The 18,935-nt window shown below is 70.9% G+C and carries 17 protein-coding genes; 4 read left to right on the top strand and 13 right to left on the bottom strand.

The genetic code is table 11. The features are described from left to right. Positions 1-55: 55 nt before the first annotated feature. From ACFQQI_RS09045 to ACFQQI_RS09000, 10 genes are all read right to left on the bottom strand, one after another. Positions 56-1,309: a dihydrolipoamide acetyltransferase family protein gene (locus ACFQQI_RS09045; protein ID WP_378561173.1), complete on the bottom strand. Its 1,254-nt coding sequence runs from the start codon at positions 1,307-1,309 to the stop codon at positions 56-58. Then, positions 1,302-3,485, bottom strand: a complete 2,184-nt coding sequence (locus tag ACFQQI_RS09040; protein WP_378561171.1) for a thiamine pyrophosphate-dependent enzyme — start codon at positions 3,483-3,485, stop codon at positions 1,302-1,304. The genes ACFQQI_RS09045 and ACFQQI_RS09040 overlap by 8 nt, the downstream gene beginning before the upstream one ends. Continuing rightward, positions 3,482-3,988 carry a VOC family protein gene (locus tag ACFQQI_RS09035; RefSeq protein WP_378561168.1) on the bottom strand — a complete coding sequence of 169 codons (507 nt, stop codon included), beginning with the start codon at positions 3,986-3,988 and terminating at the stop codon, positions 3,482-3,484. The genes ACFQQI_RS09040 and ACFQQI_RS09035 overlap by 4 nt, the downstream gene beginning before the upstream one ends. Next, positions 3,985-5,418: an NAD-dependent succinate-semialdehyde dehydrogenase gene (locus ACFQQI_RS09030; RefSeq protein ID WP_378561165.1), complete on the bottom strand. Its 1,434-nt coding sequence runs from the start codon at positions 5,416-5,418 to the stop codon at positions 3,985-3,987. The genes ACFQQI_RS09035 and ACFQQI_RS09030 overlap by 4 nt, the downstream gene beginning before the upstream one ends. A gap of 24 nt (positions 5,419-5,442) precedes the next feature. Then, complete coding sequence (locus tag ACFQQI_RS09025) at positions 5,443-6,684, bottom strand: M24 family metallopeptidase (RefSeq protein ID WP_378561162.1); 1,242 nt, start codon at positions 6,682-6,684, stop codon at positions 5,443-5,445. Between the two features lie 6 nt (positions 6,685-6,690). Then, positions 6,691-7,635 (bottom strand): NAD(P)-dependent oxidoreductase, encoded by a 945-nt coding sequence (locus tag ACFQQI_RS09020; RefSeq protein WP_378561159.1) that lies wholly within the window; start codon positions 7,633-7,635, stop codon positions 6,691-6,693. 129 nt (positions 7,636-7,764) lie between these two features. Next, a complete protein-coding gene (locus ACFQQI_RS09015) occupies positions 7,765-8,712 on the bottom strand; it encodes an amidohydrolase family protein (protein WP_378561156.1) in 948 nt (315 codons plus the stop codon). 39 nt (positions 8,713-8,751) lie between these two features. Continuing rightward, the gene (locus tag ACFQQI_RS09010; RefSeq protein ID WP_378561153.1) at positions 8,752-10,065 is read right to left on the bottom strand and encodes an amidohydrolase family protein; all 1,314 of its coding nucleotides are present in this window, start codon (positions 10,063-10,065) and stop codon (positions 8,752-8,754) included. Between the two features lie 2 nt (positions 10,066-10,067). Further along, positions 10,068-10,472, bottom strand: a complete 405-nt coding sequence (locus ACFQQI_RS09005; RefSeq protein WP_378561150.1) for a RidA family protein — start codon at positions 10,470-10,472, stop codon at positions 10,068-10,070. A 193-nt stretch (positions 10,473-10,665) separates the two neighbouring features. Further along, on the bottom strand, positions 10,666-11,094 hold the full coding sequence (locus ACFQQI_RS09000; RefSeq protein ID WP_378561147.1) for a hypothetical protein: 429 nt from the start codon (positions 11,092-11,094) through the stop codon (positions 10,666-10,668). A gap of 142 nt (positions 11,095-11,236) precedes the next feature. Between ACFQQI_RS09000 and aqpZ the strand changes: the two genes are divergently transcribed. Then, entirely contained in the window at positions 11,237-11,980 is a 744-nt protein-coding gene (aqpZ, locus tag ACFQQI_RS08995; protein ID WP_378561144.1) for an aquaporin Z, read from the top strand. Positions 11,981-11,990: 10 nt separating this feature from the next. Here the strand turns inward: aqpZ and ACFQQI_RS08990 are convergent, their stop codons facing one another. The 3 genes from ACFQQI_RS08990 to ACFQQI_RS08980 all read right to left on the bottom strand — a co-directional run bounded on the left by ACFQQI_RS08990 (position 11,991) and on the right by ACFQQI_RS08980 (position 16,380). Beyond that, complete coding sequence (locus tag ACFQQI_RS08990; RefSeq protein ID WP_378561141.1) at positions 11,991-14,039, bottom strand: MDR family MFS transporter; 2,049 nt, start codon at positions 14,037-14,039, stop codon at positions 11,991-11,993. Positions 14,040-14,188: 149 nt separating this feature from the next. Further along, complete coding sequence (locus tag ACFQQI_RS08985) at positions 14,189-15,427, bottom strand: ankyrin repeat domain-containing protein (RefSeq protein WP_378561139.1); 1,239 nt, start codon at positions 15,425-15,427, stop codon at positions 14,189-14,191. Then, positions 15,424-16,380, bottom strand: coding sequence for an SMP-30/gluconolactonase/LRE family protein (locus ACFQQI_RS08980; RefSeq protein WP_378561137.1), 957 nt, complete (start codon positions 16,378-16,380; stop codon positions 15,424-15,426). Before ACFQQI_RS08980 ends, ACFQQI_RS08985 begins: the two co-directional genes overlap by 4 nt. Before the next feature lie 109 nt (positions 16,381-16,489). Between ACFQQI_RS08980 and ACFQQI_RS08975 the strand changes: the two genes are divergently transcribed. The 3 genes from ACFQQI_RS08975 to ACFQQI_RS08965 all read left to right on the top strand — a co-directional run bounded on the left by ACFQQI_RS08975 (position 16,490) and on the right by ACFQQI_RS08965 (position 18,874). Beyond that, positions 16,490-17,638: a sensor histidine kinase gene (locus tag ACFQQI_RS08975; protein WP_378561134.1), complete on the top strand. Its 1,149-nt coding sequence runs from the start codon at positions 16,490-16,492 to the stop codon at positions 17,636-17,638. Beyond that, complete coding sequence (locus ACFQQI_RS08970) at positions 17,635-18,261, top strand: response regulator (RefSeq protein ID WP_378561131.1); 627 nt, start codon at positions 17,635-17,637, stop codon at positions 18,259-18,261. Before ACFQQI_RS08975 ends, ACFQQI_RS08970 begins: the two co-directional genes overlap by 4 nt. Positions 18,262-18,349: 88 nt before the next feature. Then, positions 18,350-18,874 carry a flavin reductase family protein gene (locus tag ACFQQI_RS08965; protein WP_378561128.1) on the top strand — a complete coding sequence of 175 codons (525 nt, stop codon included), beginning with the start codon at positions 18,350-18,352 and terminating at the stop codon, positions 18,872-18,874. Positions 18,875-18,935: the final 61 nt, after the last annotated feature.

Raw genomic sequence — 18,935 nt, 5'->3', positions numbered from 1 at the left:
TGGTTTCTCCTACCTTGTGGTGACAGGGGCTGGTCGTGCGGTCCTCGTACGAGCCTCACACGAGGAGTCGGATCGGGTCCTCCACGGCGGCGACGAACGCAGTCAGCCAGCGCGCAGCGGCCGCGCCGTCGACCGACCGGTGGTCGACAGAGAGCGTGACCCGCAGGACGCGGGCAACCACGACCTCACCGTCACGGGCGACCGGCTCCTCCCGGGCCGCGCCGACGGCGAGGATCGCCGCGTGGGGCGGGTTGATGATCGCGGCGAACTCCTCCGTGCCGAACATCCCGAGGTTGGTGATGGTCAGCGTGCCTCCCTCGAGCTCGTCCTGGCGCAGCCGGCCGTCGTCGGCGCGTCCACGCAGGTCCTTCAGGTGGGCAGCGACCTCGCCGACGGGAAGCCGGTCGACGGACCGTAGCACCGGCGTCACCAGGCCTCGGTCGCTCGCCATGGCGACGGCGACGTCGACGGACTCGTGGTGCCGCACGGCGTCCTCGGTCCAGGTCACGTTGAGGTCCGGCACGTCCCGCAGCGCCCGGGCGGCGGCCTTGACCACGAGGTCGTTGACCGAGACCCGGCGTTCCGCGCTCCGGTTCACCTCCGCGCGCAGCTCGAGCAGGCGGTCCACGTGACAGGTGGCGCGCAGGTAGAAGTGCGGCACCTCCTGCTTGCTCTCGGTCAGCCGCCGCGCGATCGCTCGGCGCAGTCGGGAGTGGGGCTCGTCGACGTACGCAGCTCGCTGCTCGTCACCCGGCGCGTCAACCAGCACGGGGGCGGGTGCAGGGGCAGGCTCCGAGGCGGCGTCGCGGCGTCGCGCGATCGCCTCCTCGACGTCACGCCGGCGGATCCTGCCGTGCGGGCCGGTCCCGCCGAGCTCCTCGAGCCGGACGTCGTTCTCGCGCGCGATCCTGCGAGCGAGCGGGCTCGCGAACACCCGGGCGGGCGGCGGGCCGGACGGATCCTCGGTCGGCGGCGACGCGGCCGCTGCCGAGGGAGTCGGTGACTCGACGGCGGGCTCGGCGTCCACCCCCAGGTCGCGCAACAGGGCCTCGGCTGCCTCGACCTGCTCCCCGGGGTCGCCGATCACGGCGATCGGGGTGCCGACCGCAACGGTGCCGCCATCGGCGACCAGCGCGGTCAGCAGCACGCCGTCGCGCTCGGCCTCCACGTCGACGACGGCCTTCTCGGTCTCGACGGTCGCGATGACCTCGCCGGAACGGAAGGCGGCACCTGCCGGGACGGCCCAGCTCTGGAGGATGGCCTCGACCGAGTTGGCGAGGACCTCCGGCATCCGGAGCACCTCAGCCATGCTCGGCCTCGAAGCGCGTGAGCGCGGCGACGATCTCGTCGGTGTGCGCGATGGCCGCGCGCTCGAGGACCTTGCTGATGCTGGGGGATGCCTCGGCGCCGGTGACCCGCATGACCGGGGAGTCCAGCCAGTCGAAGAGCTCGCGCTGGATCTCGTCGGCGAGCCAGCCGCCGTACGACGTGCCGCGCGCGCCTTGCTCGACGATCAGGACGTTGCCGGTCTTGCGGACGCTCGCGCTGATCGTCTCCCAGTCGAGGCTGGCTCGGTCGAGCCAGCGCAGGTCGACGATCTCCGCATCAACGCCGGGCACCTCCTCGAGCGCGGCGAGCGCGAGGTTGGTGCCGTGCAGGTAGCTGATCACCGTGAGGTCGGCACCGGTGCGTCGCACCGCAGCCTTGCCTACCGGCAGGCAGTAGTCGAGGTCTTCGGTCGGGGCCGGCCCCTCGCTCGTGTAGAGGTCGACGTGCTCGAGCACGACGACCGGATCCTGGCAGCGCAGCGCGGCGTTCATCAGCCCCACGTAGTCGAACGGCGTCGACGGGGCGACGATCCGCCAGCCGGGTGCGGTCGCAAGGACCCCCGCGGGATCCATCGAGTGCTGCGATCCGTAGCCAGTGCCCATCGCGACCTTGCTGCGAAGCACGAGCGGCACGGGGGAGTGCCCGCCGAACATGTGGCGTGCCTTGCCGATCTGGTTGAACAGCTGGTCGGCGGCCACCCACATGAAGTCGGCGTACATGAACTCGATGACCGGGGTGAAACGTCCGTCCAGAGCGATGCCGCCGGCGAGCCCGGCGAACGCGTTCTCGCTGATCGGTGTCCCGAGCAGGCGGTCGGGGAACCTCGCCTTGATCCCGCGGGTGGCTCCGTTGGTCCCGCCGTTGAGCTGGTGCACGTCCTCGCCCATGACGACGATGGTCGGATCCGTCTCCATCCGGCGCAGCATGACGCCGGCGACCGCGTTGATGAACTTCTGGCTCTCGAGCTTGCCGTCGAAGGTGTCGACGTCGGTGGTTCGTGCGTCCGCGAACTCGGTCAGGTCGCCGCGTACTCCGGCGTCGACCCTGGCCTCGTCCGGCCACTCCTCGGGACGGATCCGCCGCTCGCCCGGCTTGCCTCCGGCCACGGGCTCGAGCAGCTCTGCGCCGATGTCGGCGAGCAGCTCCTTCGCGGCGGTGGTCACCGCAGCGACCTGGTCCTCGGCGAGGATGCCGCGACGGACCAGGTGGCTGGCGACCTGGGCGATCGGGTCACGCGCGCGCCAGTGCGCCTCCTCGTCCTTGGAGCGGTAGCCGAATGCGCTCCCCGGGAAGCCGCCGTTCTGGTGGAAGTAGCGGTAGACGTCGGCCTCGACCACGGTCGGGCCGCCGCCCCCACGCATGTGGGCGACCGCTGCCTGCATGGTCAGGTAGACGGCGAGCGGGTCCATGCCGTCGACCTTCCAGCTGGCGATGTTGAAGGCCAGTCCGCGGGCCGACAGCCGAGGCTCGGCCGTCACCTCCGCGACGTGGGTCGAGACGGCGTACTGGTTGTTCTCGATGAAGAAGCAGAGCGGCACGGACCAGGCCCCCGCCAGGTTCATGGTCTCCAGCGTGGAGCCGATGTTGACGGCGCCGTCGCCGAAGTAGGTCACCCCTACCGCGTCCGTGCCGGCGGCTCGATGTGCCCAGGCGTAGCCGGCGGCGACCGGGACACCACCGCCGACGATGGCGTTGGTGCCGGTCGCACCGGCCTCGAGCCACTGGAGGTGCATCGAACCGCCACGTCCGCCGCTGAACCCGCGGGCGAGACCGCAGATCTCGGCGAGCGTTCTCAGCAGGGTGTCCCGGACGTCGCGGCCGACGGGAGCGAGCAGGTCCAGGTCGGGAGCGATGTGGTGCAGGGCCTTGGCGAGGAACTGATGGTGACCGCGGTGCGATCCGTTGACCGTGTCGATGCTCGTCAGGGCGAGCACGCTGCCGACGGCGCCCGCCTCCTGGCCGATGCTCGAGTGCGCGGGCCCGTGGACCAGCCCGGCGCCGGCGAGCTCGAGGACGTACTCCTCGAAGGTGCGGATCAGCACCATCTGGTCGAGCATCGTGCGCAGCAGAGCAGGATCCGCGGCGTCCCAGTCCTCGTCAGTGGTCTGGATCTGGCGCCACGGGGCGGCGGGGGTGAGCTGCGCCTCGGTGCTCATCGCTTCTCCTCGGTCCGGTTGCGGTCGAAGGCCTTGCCGTCCGGGTAGGACACGAGCTCGAACTGCATCCCCCAGGGGGCGAGGAAGTAGACCCAGCGCTGCCCGGAGCTCGGACCCGAGCTCGCGGTCGGCTCGCCGAGCACCACGACGTCGTGCTTGCGCAGATGGGCCAGCGCGTCATCGAGGTCGTCGACGTACAGGGCCACGTGGTGGCCGCCGACGTCGCTGTTGCGGGGAACGGCGGTCCTCTGCTCGGGGGCGGCGTACTGGAAGACCTCGAGAGTCACGTTCCCGCAGCGCAGGAAGTGCAGCTGCTCCATGACCGCGCGACGGTCGACGTTGAGGTGGTCGGTCATCCACGTGCCGTCGTCGTCGCGGTACGGCCCGAGTGTGTACATGTACTCGCACCCGAGCACGTCGATCAGCCAGCGGCGCGCTGCCTCGAGGTCGGGGACCGTGATCCCGACGTGGTCGACCCCGCGGAGGCCGGGCAGCCCGCTCACCACGTCACCGCCACGTACTTCGACTCGAGGTAGTCGAGGATCCCCTCGTGGCCTCCTTCACGACCGATGCCGCTCTGCTTCATCCCGCCGAACGGGGCGGCGGGGTCGCTCACGATGCCGCGGTTGAGTCCGACCATCCCGGACTCGAGGGCCTCGCTGATGCGCAGCCCGCGGGCGAGATCTCCCGTGTACACGTAGGACACCAGACCGAGCTCCGTGTCGTTCGCGGCAGCGATCGCCTCCGCCTCCGAGGTGAAGGTGACGATGGGCGCGACCGGACCGAAGATCTCCTCACGCAGGATCGGGGCATCGGCAGGTACGTCGACCAGCACGGTCGGCTCGTAGTAGCAGCCTGCCCGGTCCGGCCGGCGCCCGCCGGTGCGCACGGTCGCACCGTCGGCGACGGCCGCGGTGACGAGCTCGGCCACCTTCCCGACCGTGTCCTCGTTGACCAGAGGTCCGACCTGCGTCTCGGGATCGGTCCCGGGTCCGACGACCAGGGCAGCCATCCGTTCGGCCAGGCGGGCCGCGAACTCTGCCGCGACCGGCGCCTCGACGTAGAACCGGTTGGCCGCAGTGCAGGCCGAGCCGCCGTTGCGCATCTTCGCGACCATGGCGCCTTCGACGGCGGCGTCGAGGTCGGCATCGGCGAAGACCAGGAACGGCGCGTTCCCTCCGAGCTCCATCGACGTGTTGACGACCTGGTCCGCCGCCTCGTGCAGCAGCACCCGGCCGACCTCGGTCGAACCGGTGAAGGAGAGCTTGCGGACCCTGGCGTCATGCAGCATGGCCGAGACGACGGCGCCGGAGCGCCGGCTGGTCACGACGTTCACCACGCCGGCGGGCACGCCGGCCTCGGCGAAGATCTCCGCCATCACCAGCGCTGTCAGGGGAGTGTCGCTCGCCGGCTTCAGTACGACGGTGCACCCGGCCGCGAGCGCGGGACCGATCTTCCGCGTCGCCATTGCGGCGGGGAAGTTCCACGGCGTGACCAGTACGCAGATCCCGACAGGCTGTTGAAGGACCATGATCTGGTTGCCGCCACCGGGCGCGGTCCCCACGGAGCCCTGCACGCGGACCGCCTCCTCGCCGTACCAGCGCAGGAACTCGGCGGCGTACGCGACCTCGCCGCGAGCGTCGGCCATGGCCTTGCCGTTCTCCTGGGAGACGAATCGGGCCAGCTCCTCGGAGCGGGCGGTCATCAGGTCGAAGGCGCGCAGCAGGATCCGGCTGCGCTCGCGGGGGGAGGTCCCTGCCCAGGCGACGGCTGCCTTGTCCGCAGCGTCGACGGCGGCCAGCGCGTCCGAGATGTCAGCGTCGGCGACGGTGGTGATGACCGCACCGGTGGCGGGATCGCGCACCTCGAACCGACTGCCGGAAGCGGCAGTGACGAAGCGTCCGTCGATGAAGAGGTCAGTGGGCGTGCTCATGGTGCTCCGTGGTCTCGGTGATGGTCAGTACGGGTTGGCGACGACGAGTTCCTGGGCGGGGAACAGCGTGAGGATGCGGGGACCGTCCTCGGTGACGACGATCTCTTCCTCGATGCGTGCGGCCGAGATCCCATCAGCAGCAGGGCAATAGGTCTCGAGGGCGAAGACCATGCCGACCTGGAGCTCGACCGGCTCCTTCATCGAGTTGAGCCGGGAGATGATCGGTCGCTCGTGCAGGCCGAGGCCGAGGCCGTGGGCGAACTGGAGGCCGAACGCCTCCATCTCGCTGCCGAACCCGAACTCCTCGGCAGCCGGCAGCAACGCGGCGACCTCGTCGGTGCCGACGCCGGCCCTGATGCCCTCGATGCCGCGGTCCATCCACTCGCGCGCCTTCGTGTACGCATCGCGCTGGGCGGGCGTGGAGCTACCGACCGCGAAGGTGCGGTAGTAGCAGGTCCGGTAGCCGTTGAACGAGTGGATGATGTCGAAGAAGGCCTGGTCGCCCGGGCGGATCAGGCGATCGGTGAAGTTGTGGGGGTGCGGGTTGCAGCGCTCACCGGAGATCGCGTTGACGGCCTCGACCTGGTCGGACCCCATCTCGTAGAGGCGCTTGTTGGCCAGCGCCACGATCTGGTTCTCCCGGATGCCGGGCTTGAGCGCCTCGACGATGTCCTGGTAGACGCCGTCGACCATCGCGGCCGCCTGGTTGAGGAGGGTGATCTCGTCCTGGTTCTTGATGCAGCGGGCGTCGAGCATCAGCTGTTGCGCGTCGACGACACGCAACCCTTGACGCTCCATCTCGAAGAGGAACGGCGGCTCGACGAGGTCCATGCCGACCGGGAGGTCAGCGACACCCGCCTCGACGAGCAGCGACTTGATCTCCGCGACGGCGTCGGCCATGAGTCCGACGGACGGCGCAACGGCGCCGCGGAAGCCGAGGAAGCCGGGTCGGTAGTTCTCCTCCGGGACCCACCGGCTGTGCTTCTGGTGATGCTTCACGGCGGACCCGAAGTCCCAGAGCACGGGTTCCTTGCCACGCGCGAACAGCGCGTAGCGGATCATCTTGTCGCCGAGGGCGCCGCCGATCCAGGTCTGCGTCGTGTACCGGATGTTGTAGAAGTCGAAGAGCAGGAACGCCCCGCACTCACTGCTCTCCAGCGCGGCCTCGGCCCGGTCGAGGCGGTACCGGCGCAGCCGGTCGAAGTCGACGCGCTCCTCGTAGTCGACCCCCATGTGCCCCGGGGCGGAGAGTTGCCCGATGGTCATGGCGCGTCACTCGGCCGGCGCGCCGAGGCCGTCGTCGACGACGACGTCCTCGGGCTCCATCTGCAGGCCGGAGGCGGCGGCCTGCAGATCGAGCAGGATCGCGAAGTCCTCGTCGGTACGGCCGGTGCCCACCGACGACTGCACCAGCTGCGCGGTCGCTGCCGCCAGCGGCATGGGGACGTCCAGCTGGCGGGCAGCGGCCAGGCCGAGGTCGAAGTCCTTGCGGAGCAGGATGGGGGTGAAGGTCGGCGTGTAGTCCAGGTTGATGAGGGCCGGCGACTTGTAGCGGGTGAACACCGAGCCCATGACGCTGGAGTTGAGGAAGTCCAGGAACGCCGAGCGCCGGACACCACCCTTCTCGGCCAGCACCACGATCTCGGCGAGCGACTGCGTCACGACGCCCAGGAAGAGGTTGTGGGCGATCTTCACCAGCCGGGCCGTCTCGCCCTCGCCGGCGTAGGTCACGTGCTTGCCGATGGCCGCGAGCAGCGGCTCCACGCGGTCGTAGGTCTCAGCGGGGCCGGACGCGACGAGGGTGAGACCGCCGGTCTCGGCCACCTTGCCGTTGCCGCTGACGGGAGCGGCGAGGAACTGGACACCGAGCTTGCTGCACGCCGCACGCACCTCTGCCGAAGCCTCCATCGAGACCGTGGAGCAGTCGACCACGACCTCCGGCAGCGGGCCGTTCCCGCTGAGCAGACCGGCCTCGCCGAGCAGCACCTCCACCAGGTCGGCCGGGGTGGACACCATGGTGAAGACCACCTGCCGGTCCCGCAGGTCGGAGATCGTGTCAGCCACGGATGCGCCCAGCGGTGCGAGCGCCTCGGCCTTGCTGCGCGTGCGGTTCCAGGCGGTGAGCGGGACCCCGGCCCTGGCCAGGCGGCCGGCCATCGCCGCGCCCATCCGGCCGCAGCCGATCCATCCGACGGTGGTGGTGGTGAGCTCAGTCATCGATCTCTCGCAATCGTTTGCTGTACTGGGTGTGAGGGGTCGATCCGGTGGGCCAGGTTCGGGACCGGTCGTGGGTGGTGGCTGTGGAGAGTGGGTCTGCCGTGGAGGCGTGGGCGGTTGCCCGGCCGGTCAGGCCGGATCGATCCCGAGCAGGTGAGGCGCGTTCTCGTCGAGGACCTGGGCGACCACGCCGTCGCCGAGGTCGCTGCCCTCGACGTAGGTCACGGCCCGGGTGTAGAGGTCGTTCTGGAAGTACGGGAAGTCGCTGCCGAGGACGATGCGGTCGGCGCCGAAGGTGTCGACGCTGCACCGGAGCGAGGGCGCGTGGAAGTTCGCCGTGTCCCACCACATCTTCTTCCAGGTGTCGCTCGGCAGCTCGGGGAAGCCTTGCTTCCAGTGCGTGAAGTTGTCGTCGATGCGCTGGGCCAGGAACGGGATCGGGCCGCCGAGGTGGGCGACCACGACCTTGATGTTGGGGTAGCGCGCGGTGATCCCGGCCCGGACGAAGTGCAGGACGCCGATGGTGTCCTCGAACGGCGCCCCGACGATCCACGTGAGGCCGTGCTCGGAGATCAGCGGCGAGTGCGCATCCTTGCCAGACGCGTGGATGAACAGCGGTGCCGAGCGCTCGTCGAGGGCCGCCCAGAGCGGCTCGAACTCGGGGTCCGCCAAGGTGCGGTCGAGGACCGAGGTGCCGATGGTCGCGCCGAGCAGCCCGAGGTCGTCCATGGCGCGCGCGATCTCCTTGGCCGCGGCCTCGCCATGCGGCAGCGGGGTCGCCGCGAAGCCCGCGAACCGGTCCGGGTGCTGCTCGATGATCTCGGCGTAGAGGTTGTTCGCGAGCTGGGCGGCCTCCACCGCGTGGCTCTCGTTGTCGAAGGTCGGCAGCTGAGGCGTCGCGGAGAGGACCTGCATGTCCACGCCGGCGGCGTCCATCATCGCCAGCCGCTTGTCGATGTCGCCCTCGTCGTTGCCGGCGCACAGCCCACGGGCGACGTCGGTGTCGCCACTGCCGTAGCGCTGCAGCAGGTCGAGGTACTCGGTGGGGAAGTAGTGGGCGTGGACGTCGATGCGCACGGTGGCTCCTTGGTCGCTGGCGGTCGCGGTAGTGGGTGGTCAGGTGGTCTCGAGGCCGCGGTCGCGGGTCGCGAGGAGCCGCTGCCGGGTCTCGGCGAGACGGGCGGACAGCTCGGTCGTGTCGACACCGACGAGTCGGCCGTCGGCGTACCGGACCTCGCCGGCGACGATGACCGTGGCGATGTCGCGGGAGGTGGTCTGCAGGACGAGGTGGCCGGCGGGATCGCCCATGGACAGCCCGAACGGCTCGGTCTGCACGAGGACCAGGTCGCCGGGGGCGCCGACCCGAAGGCCCGCCGTGGTGGCGCCCAGGGCCCGGGCGCCGTTGTCGGTGGCCCATCGGACCACGTCGCGCGTGGACACCAGCGGGACATCGGAGTCGCGGTGCGGTGGCACGTGGCCGCGTGCGCGCTCCTTCTCGCCGTCGATGACCCGATGCAGCGCGTAGGCCAGCCGCATCTGGGTGATCAGGTCGGCGCAGGCGTAGGAGACCACGTCCACGCCGAGGGTGATCGGGATGCCTGCGCGAACGGCGCGGTCGAAGATCGCCGTCGGCTTGCCCATCCCCATCTCGATGTCCGGAGTCAGGGACAGCCAGCCGCCCGACGCGGCGAGCGCGGCGAGCTCGCGCTCGGATGCGTAGTTGCCGTGCACCCACAGCACGTCGGAGCCGAGCGCGTCGGCTGCTCCGAACTGCTCGAGCAGGCCGACCGGGTTGCCGTGCACGGAGATGCCGAGGCCCAGGTCGCGGGCGGTTCGTACGGCGGTCTCGTCGTAGGCGTGATCGAGGGCGAGGGCCACGCCGACCAGCGGGTGGCCGGCGTGCTCGGCGGCGATCCGGCCGAGGTCGTCGAGCCGGTGGCTGCGACTGTCGTAGGTCGCCCCGTCGCGCTCGAAGAGTCCGCATCCGAAGGTGGCGCGGATCCCGGCGTCGCGCAGTCCGCGGAGCGAGGCGTCGACATGCTCGGGGGAGTTCGCACTGTGGCAGTAGTCGAAGACCTGGGTCACTCCGTGCGAGAGGGCCTCGAGCGCGCCGCCGTACGTCGCCCAGTAGATGTCGTCGGGCGTGTAGTACTCCGACATGGGGTGCACCGTGTGGAAGTACTCGCGCGCCCACAGGTCGGCGGTCATGCCACGAAGCGGCGTCTGCCACAGGTGCAGATGGGTATCGACGAGACCCGGTGTGACCAAGCATCCGGTGGCGTCGACCACCTCGACTGCTTCGGCGCCGTCGGGATCGACGGACTCCCCGATGGCGGCGACGATGCCGTCGCGGACCAGGACGTCCGCGACGATCGCCTCCGACACGTCGGACACCAGCAGGCGACCGCCGCGGACGAGGAGCGACCCCATGCTCAGAGGTTCCCGGTCGCGCGGACGGCGCTCGCGTCGATCTCGACCAGCACCTTCGGGTTCGCCAGCCGAGACACCTCCAGCAGGGTCGAGGTCGGCCGCTCGTCGCCGAACCAGCCGAAGACGGTCTCGAGGGCGGTGCGGAGGAACTCGTCCATGCGGGTCGTGTAGATCTGGATCCGCACCACGTCGGTGCGGCGCAGGTCGGCGGCGTCGAGGGAGCGGCCGAGGTTGTCCATGACGACCGCGGCCTGGGTTGACAGGTCCTCGTCGAGCGAGCCGTCCGAGTGGTACGGCAGTGTCCCGGCGATCTCGAAGCGGGGGCCGTCGGCGATGGCGATCACCTGGCTGTACAGCCCGGTCACCGGTTCGAACACGTCTGCCGGCTGGATGCGCTGATGAGTCACGACTTGCTCCTCCTGACGACTGCAATCCTTTGCAGGATCCTACGCTAAGCGTCCTGCTCGTTCGACGTCAAGAGGGTTGCAATGGGAGTCGCAATCGATTGTCGTTCCCGCGGCCCGATGGCACGACGTCCCCGAGTCTTGCCGCTGTCAACCGCAGGCGGATCGCGTAGCGATCCGAGCATCGGGGTCGAGATCAGGTCGGAAGGGGCTCGCCGTCGTCTCGGACGTGTGCGTGCCCCGCGTCTGCGGCCAGCGCTTCGAGGACGCGCTCGCGGAGGAGCTCGTACTGCTCGCGGTGGTAACGGGGCGCGTCCGGCGGACGGACGATGACCGTGCCGCCGACGACCGTCTCCTCCGGCCGGAACTGGTCCCCGGTGAGGTCGACCTCCGAGCCGTCGGGCAGTCGGTTCCAGTAGTGGTGGCCGATCTGGGCTCCCTCGACGTGGACCTCGGCGAGGATCAGGTCACCGCCGAGGATGTCCTGCACGACGAGAGCCGTCATGCCGCACTGGTCACGGGAAGGGCTCTCGGGGGTCCATTCCGCACTCATGTGGGGGTAGCAGGTGTCGGGGCCCCACGCGGCGAGGAAGTGTCTGCGGAGCTCGTCAACGGTGATCGTCACCCGTGGATCGTGGCACCAGGCACCGACAGCCTCTCCGGAACAGATGATCGACGTGGCGCCTGACCTCACCCATCACGGGTGAGGCGTTGGCCGACGCAGGCAGGGTGTGCTGGGTGTCCGTCAGCCGCTCGGGAGGTTCGTCATGGCAGTCCTACCAAGCACCAGCAAGCGTCTCGCCGCGGAGTTCCTCGGCACCTTCGTGCTCGTCTTCGGAGGATGCGGTACGGCGGTCATGGCCACGACCAACCCGGACGTCGGCGTCGGATGGCTCGGCGTCGCGCTCGCGTTCGGCCTGACCGTCCTCACCATGGCCTACGCCGTCGGCCACATCTCCGGTGGTCACTTCAACCCCGCGGTCACCCTCGGGGCCGCGGCCGGCGGAAGGATCGCGTGGAAGGACGTACCGGGCTACATAGCCACCCAGGTCGTGGCCGGCATCGCCGCGGGCGCGGTCCTGCTCGTCGTCGCCAACGGCCTGGACGGCTTCTCCGCCACGGACAGCGGGTTCGCCTCGAACGGCTACGGCGACCGCTCGCCGATGGGCTACAACCTGCTGGCCTGCCTGGTCATCGAGGTCCTGCTCACCGCCGTCTTCCTCTGGGTCATCCTCGGCGCCACCGACAGCCGTGCGCCCAAGGGTCTCGCGCCGCTGGCCATCGGCCTGTCGCTCACGCTGATCCACCTGATCAGCATCCCGGTCACCAACACCTCGGTGAATCCCGCGCGCTCGATCGGGGTCGGGCTGTTCGCCGGTGGAGATGCGATCGCCCAGCTGTGGCTCTTCATCGTCGCCCCGATCGCGGGCGGACTCATCGCGGGACTCACCTATCTGACCTTGCTCGGCGACGAGGTCGCCGTCAGCCTTCCCGAGGCGATGGAGTCCTGACCGAGTACGTCTAGGCGCTCGGCAGGATGCTCGGCAGCGGCTCCTTGCTGTCGGCCCGCTCGATCACGATGCGCCGCACCACGCGACTGATGGCCGCCGAGACGGCCTCGGGATCGGGCTCGTCCATCTCGATGTGCTCGAGCACCCAGTCGCGGAGCTTGACCCGGAGCACCGCGATCGCCGCGTGTCCCGCCGGGGTCAGCCCCAGGTCGTGCAGCGACCCCTCCGCGTAGCCGTCCACGACCAGGTCCGCGAAGACCGGCTCGAGGACGGCCGACGGGAGTGCCCGAGCGTGGGCGATCTGTGTGACGTCCGCCTTCCGTTCCGCGACGGTCAGGCCGTGGACCTGGACCAGCGCCCAGATGCGGGCCGCGTCCAGCCCGTCGGTGTCGTCGCCGAGCAGGTCGAGCACCAGGTCGCGACGGCGGCCGTAGAGCAGGTTGGCGATGCGTCGCGCCAGCACCTCGTCGTTGGAGAGCGACTCCGGCGCACCGAAACCACCGCCCAGGTCGCTCGCTGCCGGAGCGAGACCATCGCCCAGCTGCACCTGGGGGAGCATCAGCGCGAGCACGAACGCCACGAGTGCGACCGGCACCGCCCACAGGAACACCTGGCTCAGCGACTCGGAGTACGCGTTGACGATCGGTGCGATGACGGCGTCGTCGAGCGCGTGGAGGGTGGCCGGGGTCTGCAGGTCCGCGGGCGTGACCCCGGGGGACTGCGCGACGGCCGCCGGCAGCCGGTCGCTGAGGAAGTTGGCGTAGAGCGTTCCGAAGATCGAGGCACCGAACGCGCTGCCCATGGTGCGGAAGAAGGTCACACCGGAGGTCGCGACGCCGAGGTCGGAATAGGGCTCCGAGCTCTGCACGATGATCGTCAGCACCTGCATGCTGAGCCCGATGCCCAGGCCGAGCACGAACAGGAACAGCGAGGACTCCCAGACCGAGGTCGACGGGTCCATCAGCGACAGGAGGAAGAGGCCGAGCGCCATCACCAACCCGCCGACGACGGGGAAGACCTTGTAGCGGCCGGTCTTGCTGACGATGTTTCCGCTGGTGGTCGCCGTGATCAGGAGCCCGATGACCAGGGGCAGCATCCGGAAGCCGGAGTTCGTCGCGGTCACGCCTTCGACGTACTGGAAGAACGTCGGCAGGAAGGTCATCGCGCCCAGCATCGTGAAGCCGACCACGAAGCTGAGCGCGCAGCAGTCGGCGAAGACCCTCGACCTGAACAGCCGGAGCGGCAGGATCGGTTCGGTCGCCCGGGACTCGATCAGCACGAAGGCTCCGAGGACCGTGACTCCGCCCACCAGCAGGCCGATGATCTGCCACGACCCCCATGCATACGTCGTGCCGCCGAAGCTGGTCGCGAGCACCAGCATGGATGCCCCGAGCGCGACCGCGACCATGCCCGCGTAGTCGATGCGCGGCTTCGCGCCCCCGGGCACCTGAGGGATGGTGAACCGGGCGGCGACGATGACGATCGCGGCGATCGGGACGTTGATGTAGAAGCACCAGCGCCAGCTCGCGTTGTCGGTCAGCAAGCCGCCCAGGAGGGGACCGATCACGGTGGCGACACCGAAGACCGCGCCCAACGATCCTTGGAACTTCCCACGTTCGCGCAGCGGGATGATGTCGGCGATCAGTGCCGTCGCGGTGACCGTCAGGCCTCCGGCGCCGAGGCCCTGGATGGCGCGCGAGACGATCAGCCAGGTCATCCCCTCGGCGAGCCCGCACAGCATCGACCCGACGATGAAGACGGTGACGCTGATCTGGAAGATGCGCTTCCGGCCGAACTGGTCGCCGAACTTGCCGACGACCGCGGTGATGGCGGTCTGCGCCAACAGGTAGGACGTGACGACCCAGGAGACGTGGTTGCCACCGCCCAGGTCGCCGACGATGGTGGGCAGGGCCGTCGAGACGATGGTGCCGTCGAGGGCGGCCAGCAGCATGCCGAGCGCGATCGTCGCGAAGGCGAGGATCCGGGCCCGCCCCTCGAGGGTGACCGGGCCCGCGGGAGGAGGGACCGCCAGTCCGGACGGCGCGGCCGCGGCGGTCATCGTGCCTCCTCGACATGGCGACCTCGGCAGTGTCGCTCATCGTGACAGCGAATGGGAAGGTGCTCCCGTCTACGCAGCACGGTGACCGGCGTTCGTCGCGTCGAGGAAATGCCTCCCCGCCACACAGACCGGGTGACCGTCCCTTCGGGCTACGGCTCGCGGCGCAGCAGGGTCGCGATCTCGTCGAACCCCCGCTGCTCGGCGTGCGCCAACGGCGTGACGCCGTCCTTGTCGGCGATGGCCCGGTCGGCGCCGGCGGCCAGCAGGATCCGTACGACGTCCTGGTGGGCCGGTCCGCCGTCGCCGAGGATGACCGCCTCCAGCAGTGCCGTCCAGCCGAGGTCGTTGACGTGGTCGATGTCGACGTCGGTCTGCACGACCCGACGCACGTAGTCGACGTGGCCGCGCTCGCTGGCGGGGATCGGCGACAGCCCGCCGAAGCGGTTGCGGATGGTGAGGTCCGGGTCGGCCGGCAGCAGCGCCTCGAGCATCGCGACGCTGCCGGTGACGCCGGTGACCAGCCACGGGGTGTCGTGACGGTCGTCGAGGGCGTCGGGGTTCGCGCCCATCGCCACCAGCACCTCGGCGACCGGCACGCGGTCGTACGTCGCGGCGAGCAGCAACGCCGTGCGGTCGTGGTCGTCCCGGGTCTCGATGTCGGCGCCCAACCGCAGGGCGAGGGCCACGGCGTCGGCGTCTCCGTCGGCGGCCGCGCGCAGCAGCGCGGCGTCGGGGTCGGCGGGTCGATCGGTTGTCGTCATGGTGGTCAGGATCCTCTCCAGCCCGTCGTACCCGCGCTCGCGGGCCATCTCCAGTGGGGTCAGCCCGGCCGACGGCGACCGGTCCGCGAGCCGGACGCCACCGGCGGCCAGCACCCGGACGGTGGTGGCGTACGGCGCCGTGTCCTGGCCGAGCCACACCGCCTCGTGGATCGCCTGGTAGCCGATCCGGTTGACGTGGTCGCGGTCGATCCCGGCGCGCAGCAGCTCGCCGACCACGAGGCCGTGGCCGCGCTCGGCGGCGCGGATGAGGCCGGTGCCGTTCCAGCTGTCCTTGTCGTCGATCCTCGCGCCGGCGCGGAGCGTGAGCCGCAGCAGGTCGAGGTAGCCCTCGCTGGTCGCGACCAGGTACGCCGACTGCTGGGTCTCGTCCTTGGCATTGACGTCCGCACCGTGCCGGACGAGCCGACGGGCCCGGGCGACGTCGTTCGCCCACGCGGCGTCGCGCAGCCTGCGGTCGAGCACTTCCTGCTTCATCGCCGCCGGGGTCCGCACCGCCTGCGACGGGCTGCTCGTCGGCGCGGGCGTCGGGCCGGGGTCGCTGTTCCGGTCGCTGCCCGCGCACGCGACGAGCGCGAGCGGCAGCGCCGCGAGGATCACGCGTCTCATCGGGTCGGGTCGGTGACGACCTCGTACGGACCGGACGCCACGGCCTCGTCGAACTTGCTGTCGACGTACAGGACCCGGCCGCGCAGCACCTTGGCGGTGGTGAGCACGCGGTCCGCCGAGCTCGCCCGCTGGTCGAGGAGCACGGTCCGGCGGCCGTCGTCGGCCAGGCGCAGCGTCGCGATCATCCGGCTGAAGTTGCGGACGACGGAGAGCCGGTTGCCCTGGCGGACCAGGCCGTCGGCGTTGACCAGGTCGGCGTCGCCGGTGTCGACCGGGCTCACCGAGCCGGTGCGGGTCGAGAAGCGCCAGAGCCGGCCGGTGTTGCCCTGCGCGACGACGAAGGCGCGACGGTCGGCGGTGAGCACGATGCCACCGAGGTTGAAGCCCTCCTGGCGCACGATCGTGCCGGTCGCGTCGGCCCAGAGGGACGCCTGCCAGCCGGCGCCGTCGTCCGCGACCCGGAACACCTGGGCGTCGTTGGAGTTGGTGAAGTACGCCGCGCCGTCAGGTCCGATCGCGACGTCGTTGAGGAAGACGTCGGTGCCGGGCGCCCGCAGCGCCGCGAGCAGGGTGCCGTCGGCGGCGTAGACCCAGAGGTCGGGTCGACCGGTGCCGATGCCGTTCGGGCCGCCGGCGACGTACACGCGCCCGGCGTCGTCGACGGTGATTCCGCGCGCCGTGAAGCGGCCGTCGGTGCCGTCGCCGGCGAGCCACTGCTCGGTCGCGGCGTCGCCGGCGGAGCCACGGTGGATCTCGCCGCCGGTCACCTCGCTGACGTAGAACAGGCCGCGGCGCTCGTCGGCTCCGATGCCCTCGAACTTCGAGCCGGAGGCGTCGCCGGTGAGCTGGTAGGTCGCCGGTCGGCCGTCGGCGACGGCTGGGACGGCGCCCAGCGTCGTGCCGAGGACGGCGGCGGCGAGCAGGGTGCTGGTGATCGGTGCGATGCGGTTCATGGCTCCATCGTTCGCGCTTCGATCGCTCCGGACGTCAGGCAGTCGGCCATGCCTGAATAGCCGATCGGTTGATGCCGCCCGGACCTCGTTTCCCTACGCTGGACCGACCATGACCACGACCGGCGTCCGCGGGATCCTCGCTCCCGCGGCTCGACTCGACCGCTGGCTGCTCGCCGTGCTCGTGGTCCTGCTGATCACCAGCGCCGCTCGGTACGTCGACCGCCACGGCCTCGACGCGACCGGGATCGCCGTGCTCCTCGGCGCCCTGCTGCTCGGGCTCGCCCATGCGACGCGCGGGCTGCTGCCCGGCCGGTCCTGGTGGCCGACGGTCTGGGTCACCGCGATGGTGCTGCTCTGGGCGACGCTCACGATCGTCGCCCCGTCGTTCGCGTGGTGCGCGGTGCCCGTGGCGTTCGCGGTGCTGCGGGTGCTGCCGTTCGGCTGGGCGGTCGCCACGGTGGTCGCGATGACCGTCGTGGTCACTGCCTCCTGGCTGCGGATCACCGACGGCGTCGACCCGGTGCAGGTGGCCGGGCCGATCGCGATCGCCCTGGTGACGGTGCTCGCCTACCGCGCGCTCGACCTGGAGTCGCAGGCCCGCCAGGACCTCCTCGACCGGCTGGCGGACGAACAGCAGCGCACCGGTGCCCTCGCCGAGCGCACGCGGCTGTCCCGCGAGATCCACGACTCCGTCGGGCAGGGGCTGTCCAGCATCAACCTGCTCCTCCAGGCGGCCGAGCAGGTGTGGGACGCCCGGCCGGACGCCGCCCGCGGGCACGTCCGCACCGCCGCTGCGACGGCCCGCGACGGCCTCGAGGAGGTACGACGCGTCGTGCGCGACCTGGCGCCCGCGGACCTCGTCGACCTCTCCGCCGCGCTGCGCCGAGTGGCCGAGCGGGCCGCACCGGGCATCGGCGTGGAGGTGCGTGTCGACGGCGACCCGGTCGCCGTACCGCCCGACGTCGCCGAGGCCCTCGTCCGCACTGCGCGGGGTGCGCTGGCCAACGTGGTCGAGCACGCGGCTGCCGAGAGGGTGGTGATGACGCTGACCTACCAGGGCGACGTCGTGGTGCTGGACGTGCGCGACGACGGGCGCGGGTTCGAGCCCGGCGAGGTCCGGCCGCGCGGCTCGCGGGGCCGCGGCCTGGCCGGCATCCGGGACCGCGCGCAGGCGCTCGGCGGCCGCGCCGACGTCGAGAGCGCGCCGGGGGAGGGCACCACGATCTCGGTGCGCTTCCCCGTGGAGGTGACGCCGTGATCCGCATCGTGCTGGTCGACGACCACCCGGTGGTGCGCGCCGGGCTCCGCGCGCTGGTCGACGGACAGGACGACCTGACCGTGGTCGGCGAGGCCGACGGGCTCGACCAGGCCGTGGCCGTGGTGGCCGCGGACCCGCCGGACGTCGTCCTGATGGACCTCAGTCTCGGCGCGGGACGCCCCGGCGGCGCGGAGGTGACTGCCGCCCTGCGTGCCCTCGACGCGCCGCCGGAGGTGCTCGTGCTCACGACGTACGACACCGAGTCCGACATCCTGCGGGCGCTCGAGGCGGGAGCGCGCGGCTACCTGCTCAAGGACTCCCCGCCCGAGGAGCTGTTCGGCGGCATCCGGGCGACCGCGCGGGGCGAGACCGTGCTCGCGCCGTCGGTGGCCGCGACCCTGGTACGCCGTTCGAGGCCCGGTGCGAGCAGCATCACGGACCGCGAGGTCGAGGTCCTCGAGCTCCTCTCCCGCGGGCTCGGCAACAAGGAGATGGCCCGCGAGCTGTTCGTCTCCGAGGCGACCGTGAAGTCCCACCTCTCGCACATCTACACGAAGCTCGGCGTCGACACCCGCGCTGGCGCGGTCGCCGCCGCGATCGAGCGCCGGATCATCCGCGCCTGACGCGCTCCGGGCGAGCCCGGTTGGAGTCCGCGTCCTTTGTCAACTAAGTTGATCGACAAATGGCATTCAACCTGAAGGGCAGGAATGCGTGACCGCGTCGAGCACCCACCTGACCACCAACCAGGACCTCGACCCGACCCGCCTGCGCGCGGCGTTCGGGATCTTCCCGACGGGGGTGGTCGCGGTCGCCGCCGAGGTCGACGGCTCGCTGGTCGGCCTGGCCGCGAGCTCGTTCACCTCGGTCAGCCTCGACCCGCCGCTGATCTCGGTGAACCTGGCGCGCACCTCGCGGACCTGGCCGGACCTGCGCCGGGCCCGGCACCTGGGGGTGACCGTGCTCGCCGACAGCCAGGACGTGGTCTGCCGGCAGCTCGCCGGTCCGGTCGACGACCGCTTCGCCGGCGTTGCCCACGTGGTGAGCGAGGAGGGCGCGGTCACCCTCGACGAGGGCCTCGCCCGATTCGACTGCACGATCTACCGGGAGGTCGACGCCGGCGACCACCTCCTCGTCCTCCTCGAGCTGCACGCGGTCGAGCACGTCGACCACGAGAGCGCCACCACGCCGCTCGTCTTCCACCGCAGCGGCTTCGGCCGCCTGGAGCGACCGGCCTGATCCGGGCCGGGCGGCGTCAGGGTTCCGTCAAGGCTGGTCGCCCGGGCATCAAGAAGTCGGC

It is taken from the genome of Nocardioides sp. GCM10030259, assembly GCF_042666375.1.
Lineage (GTDB): Bacteria > Actinomycetota > Actinomycetes > Propionibacteriales > Nocardioidaceae > Nocardioides.
Note: the sequence above shows the minus strand (reverse complement) of the source record. Positions and strands in the feature narration are given on the sequence as shown.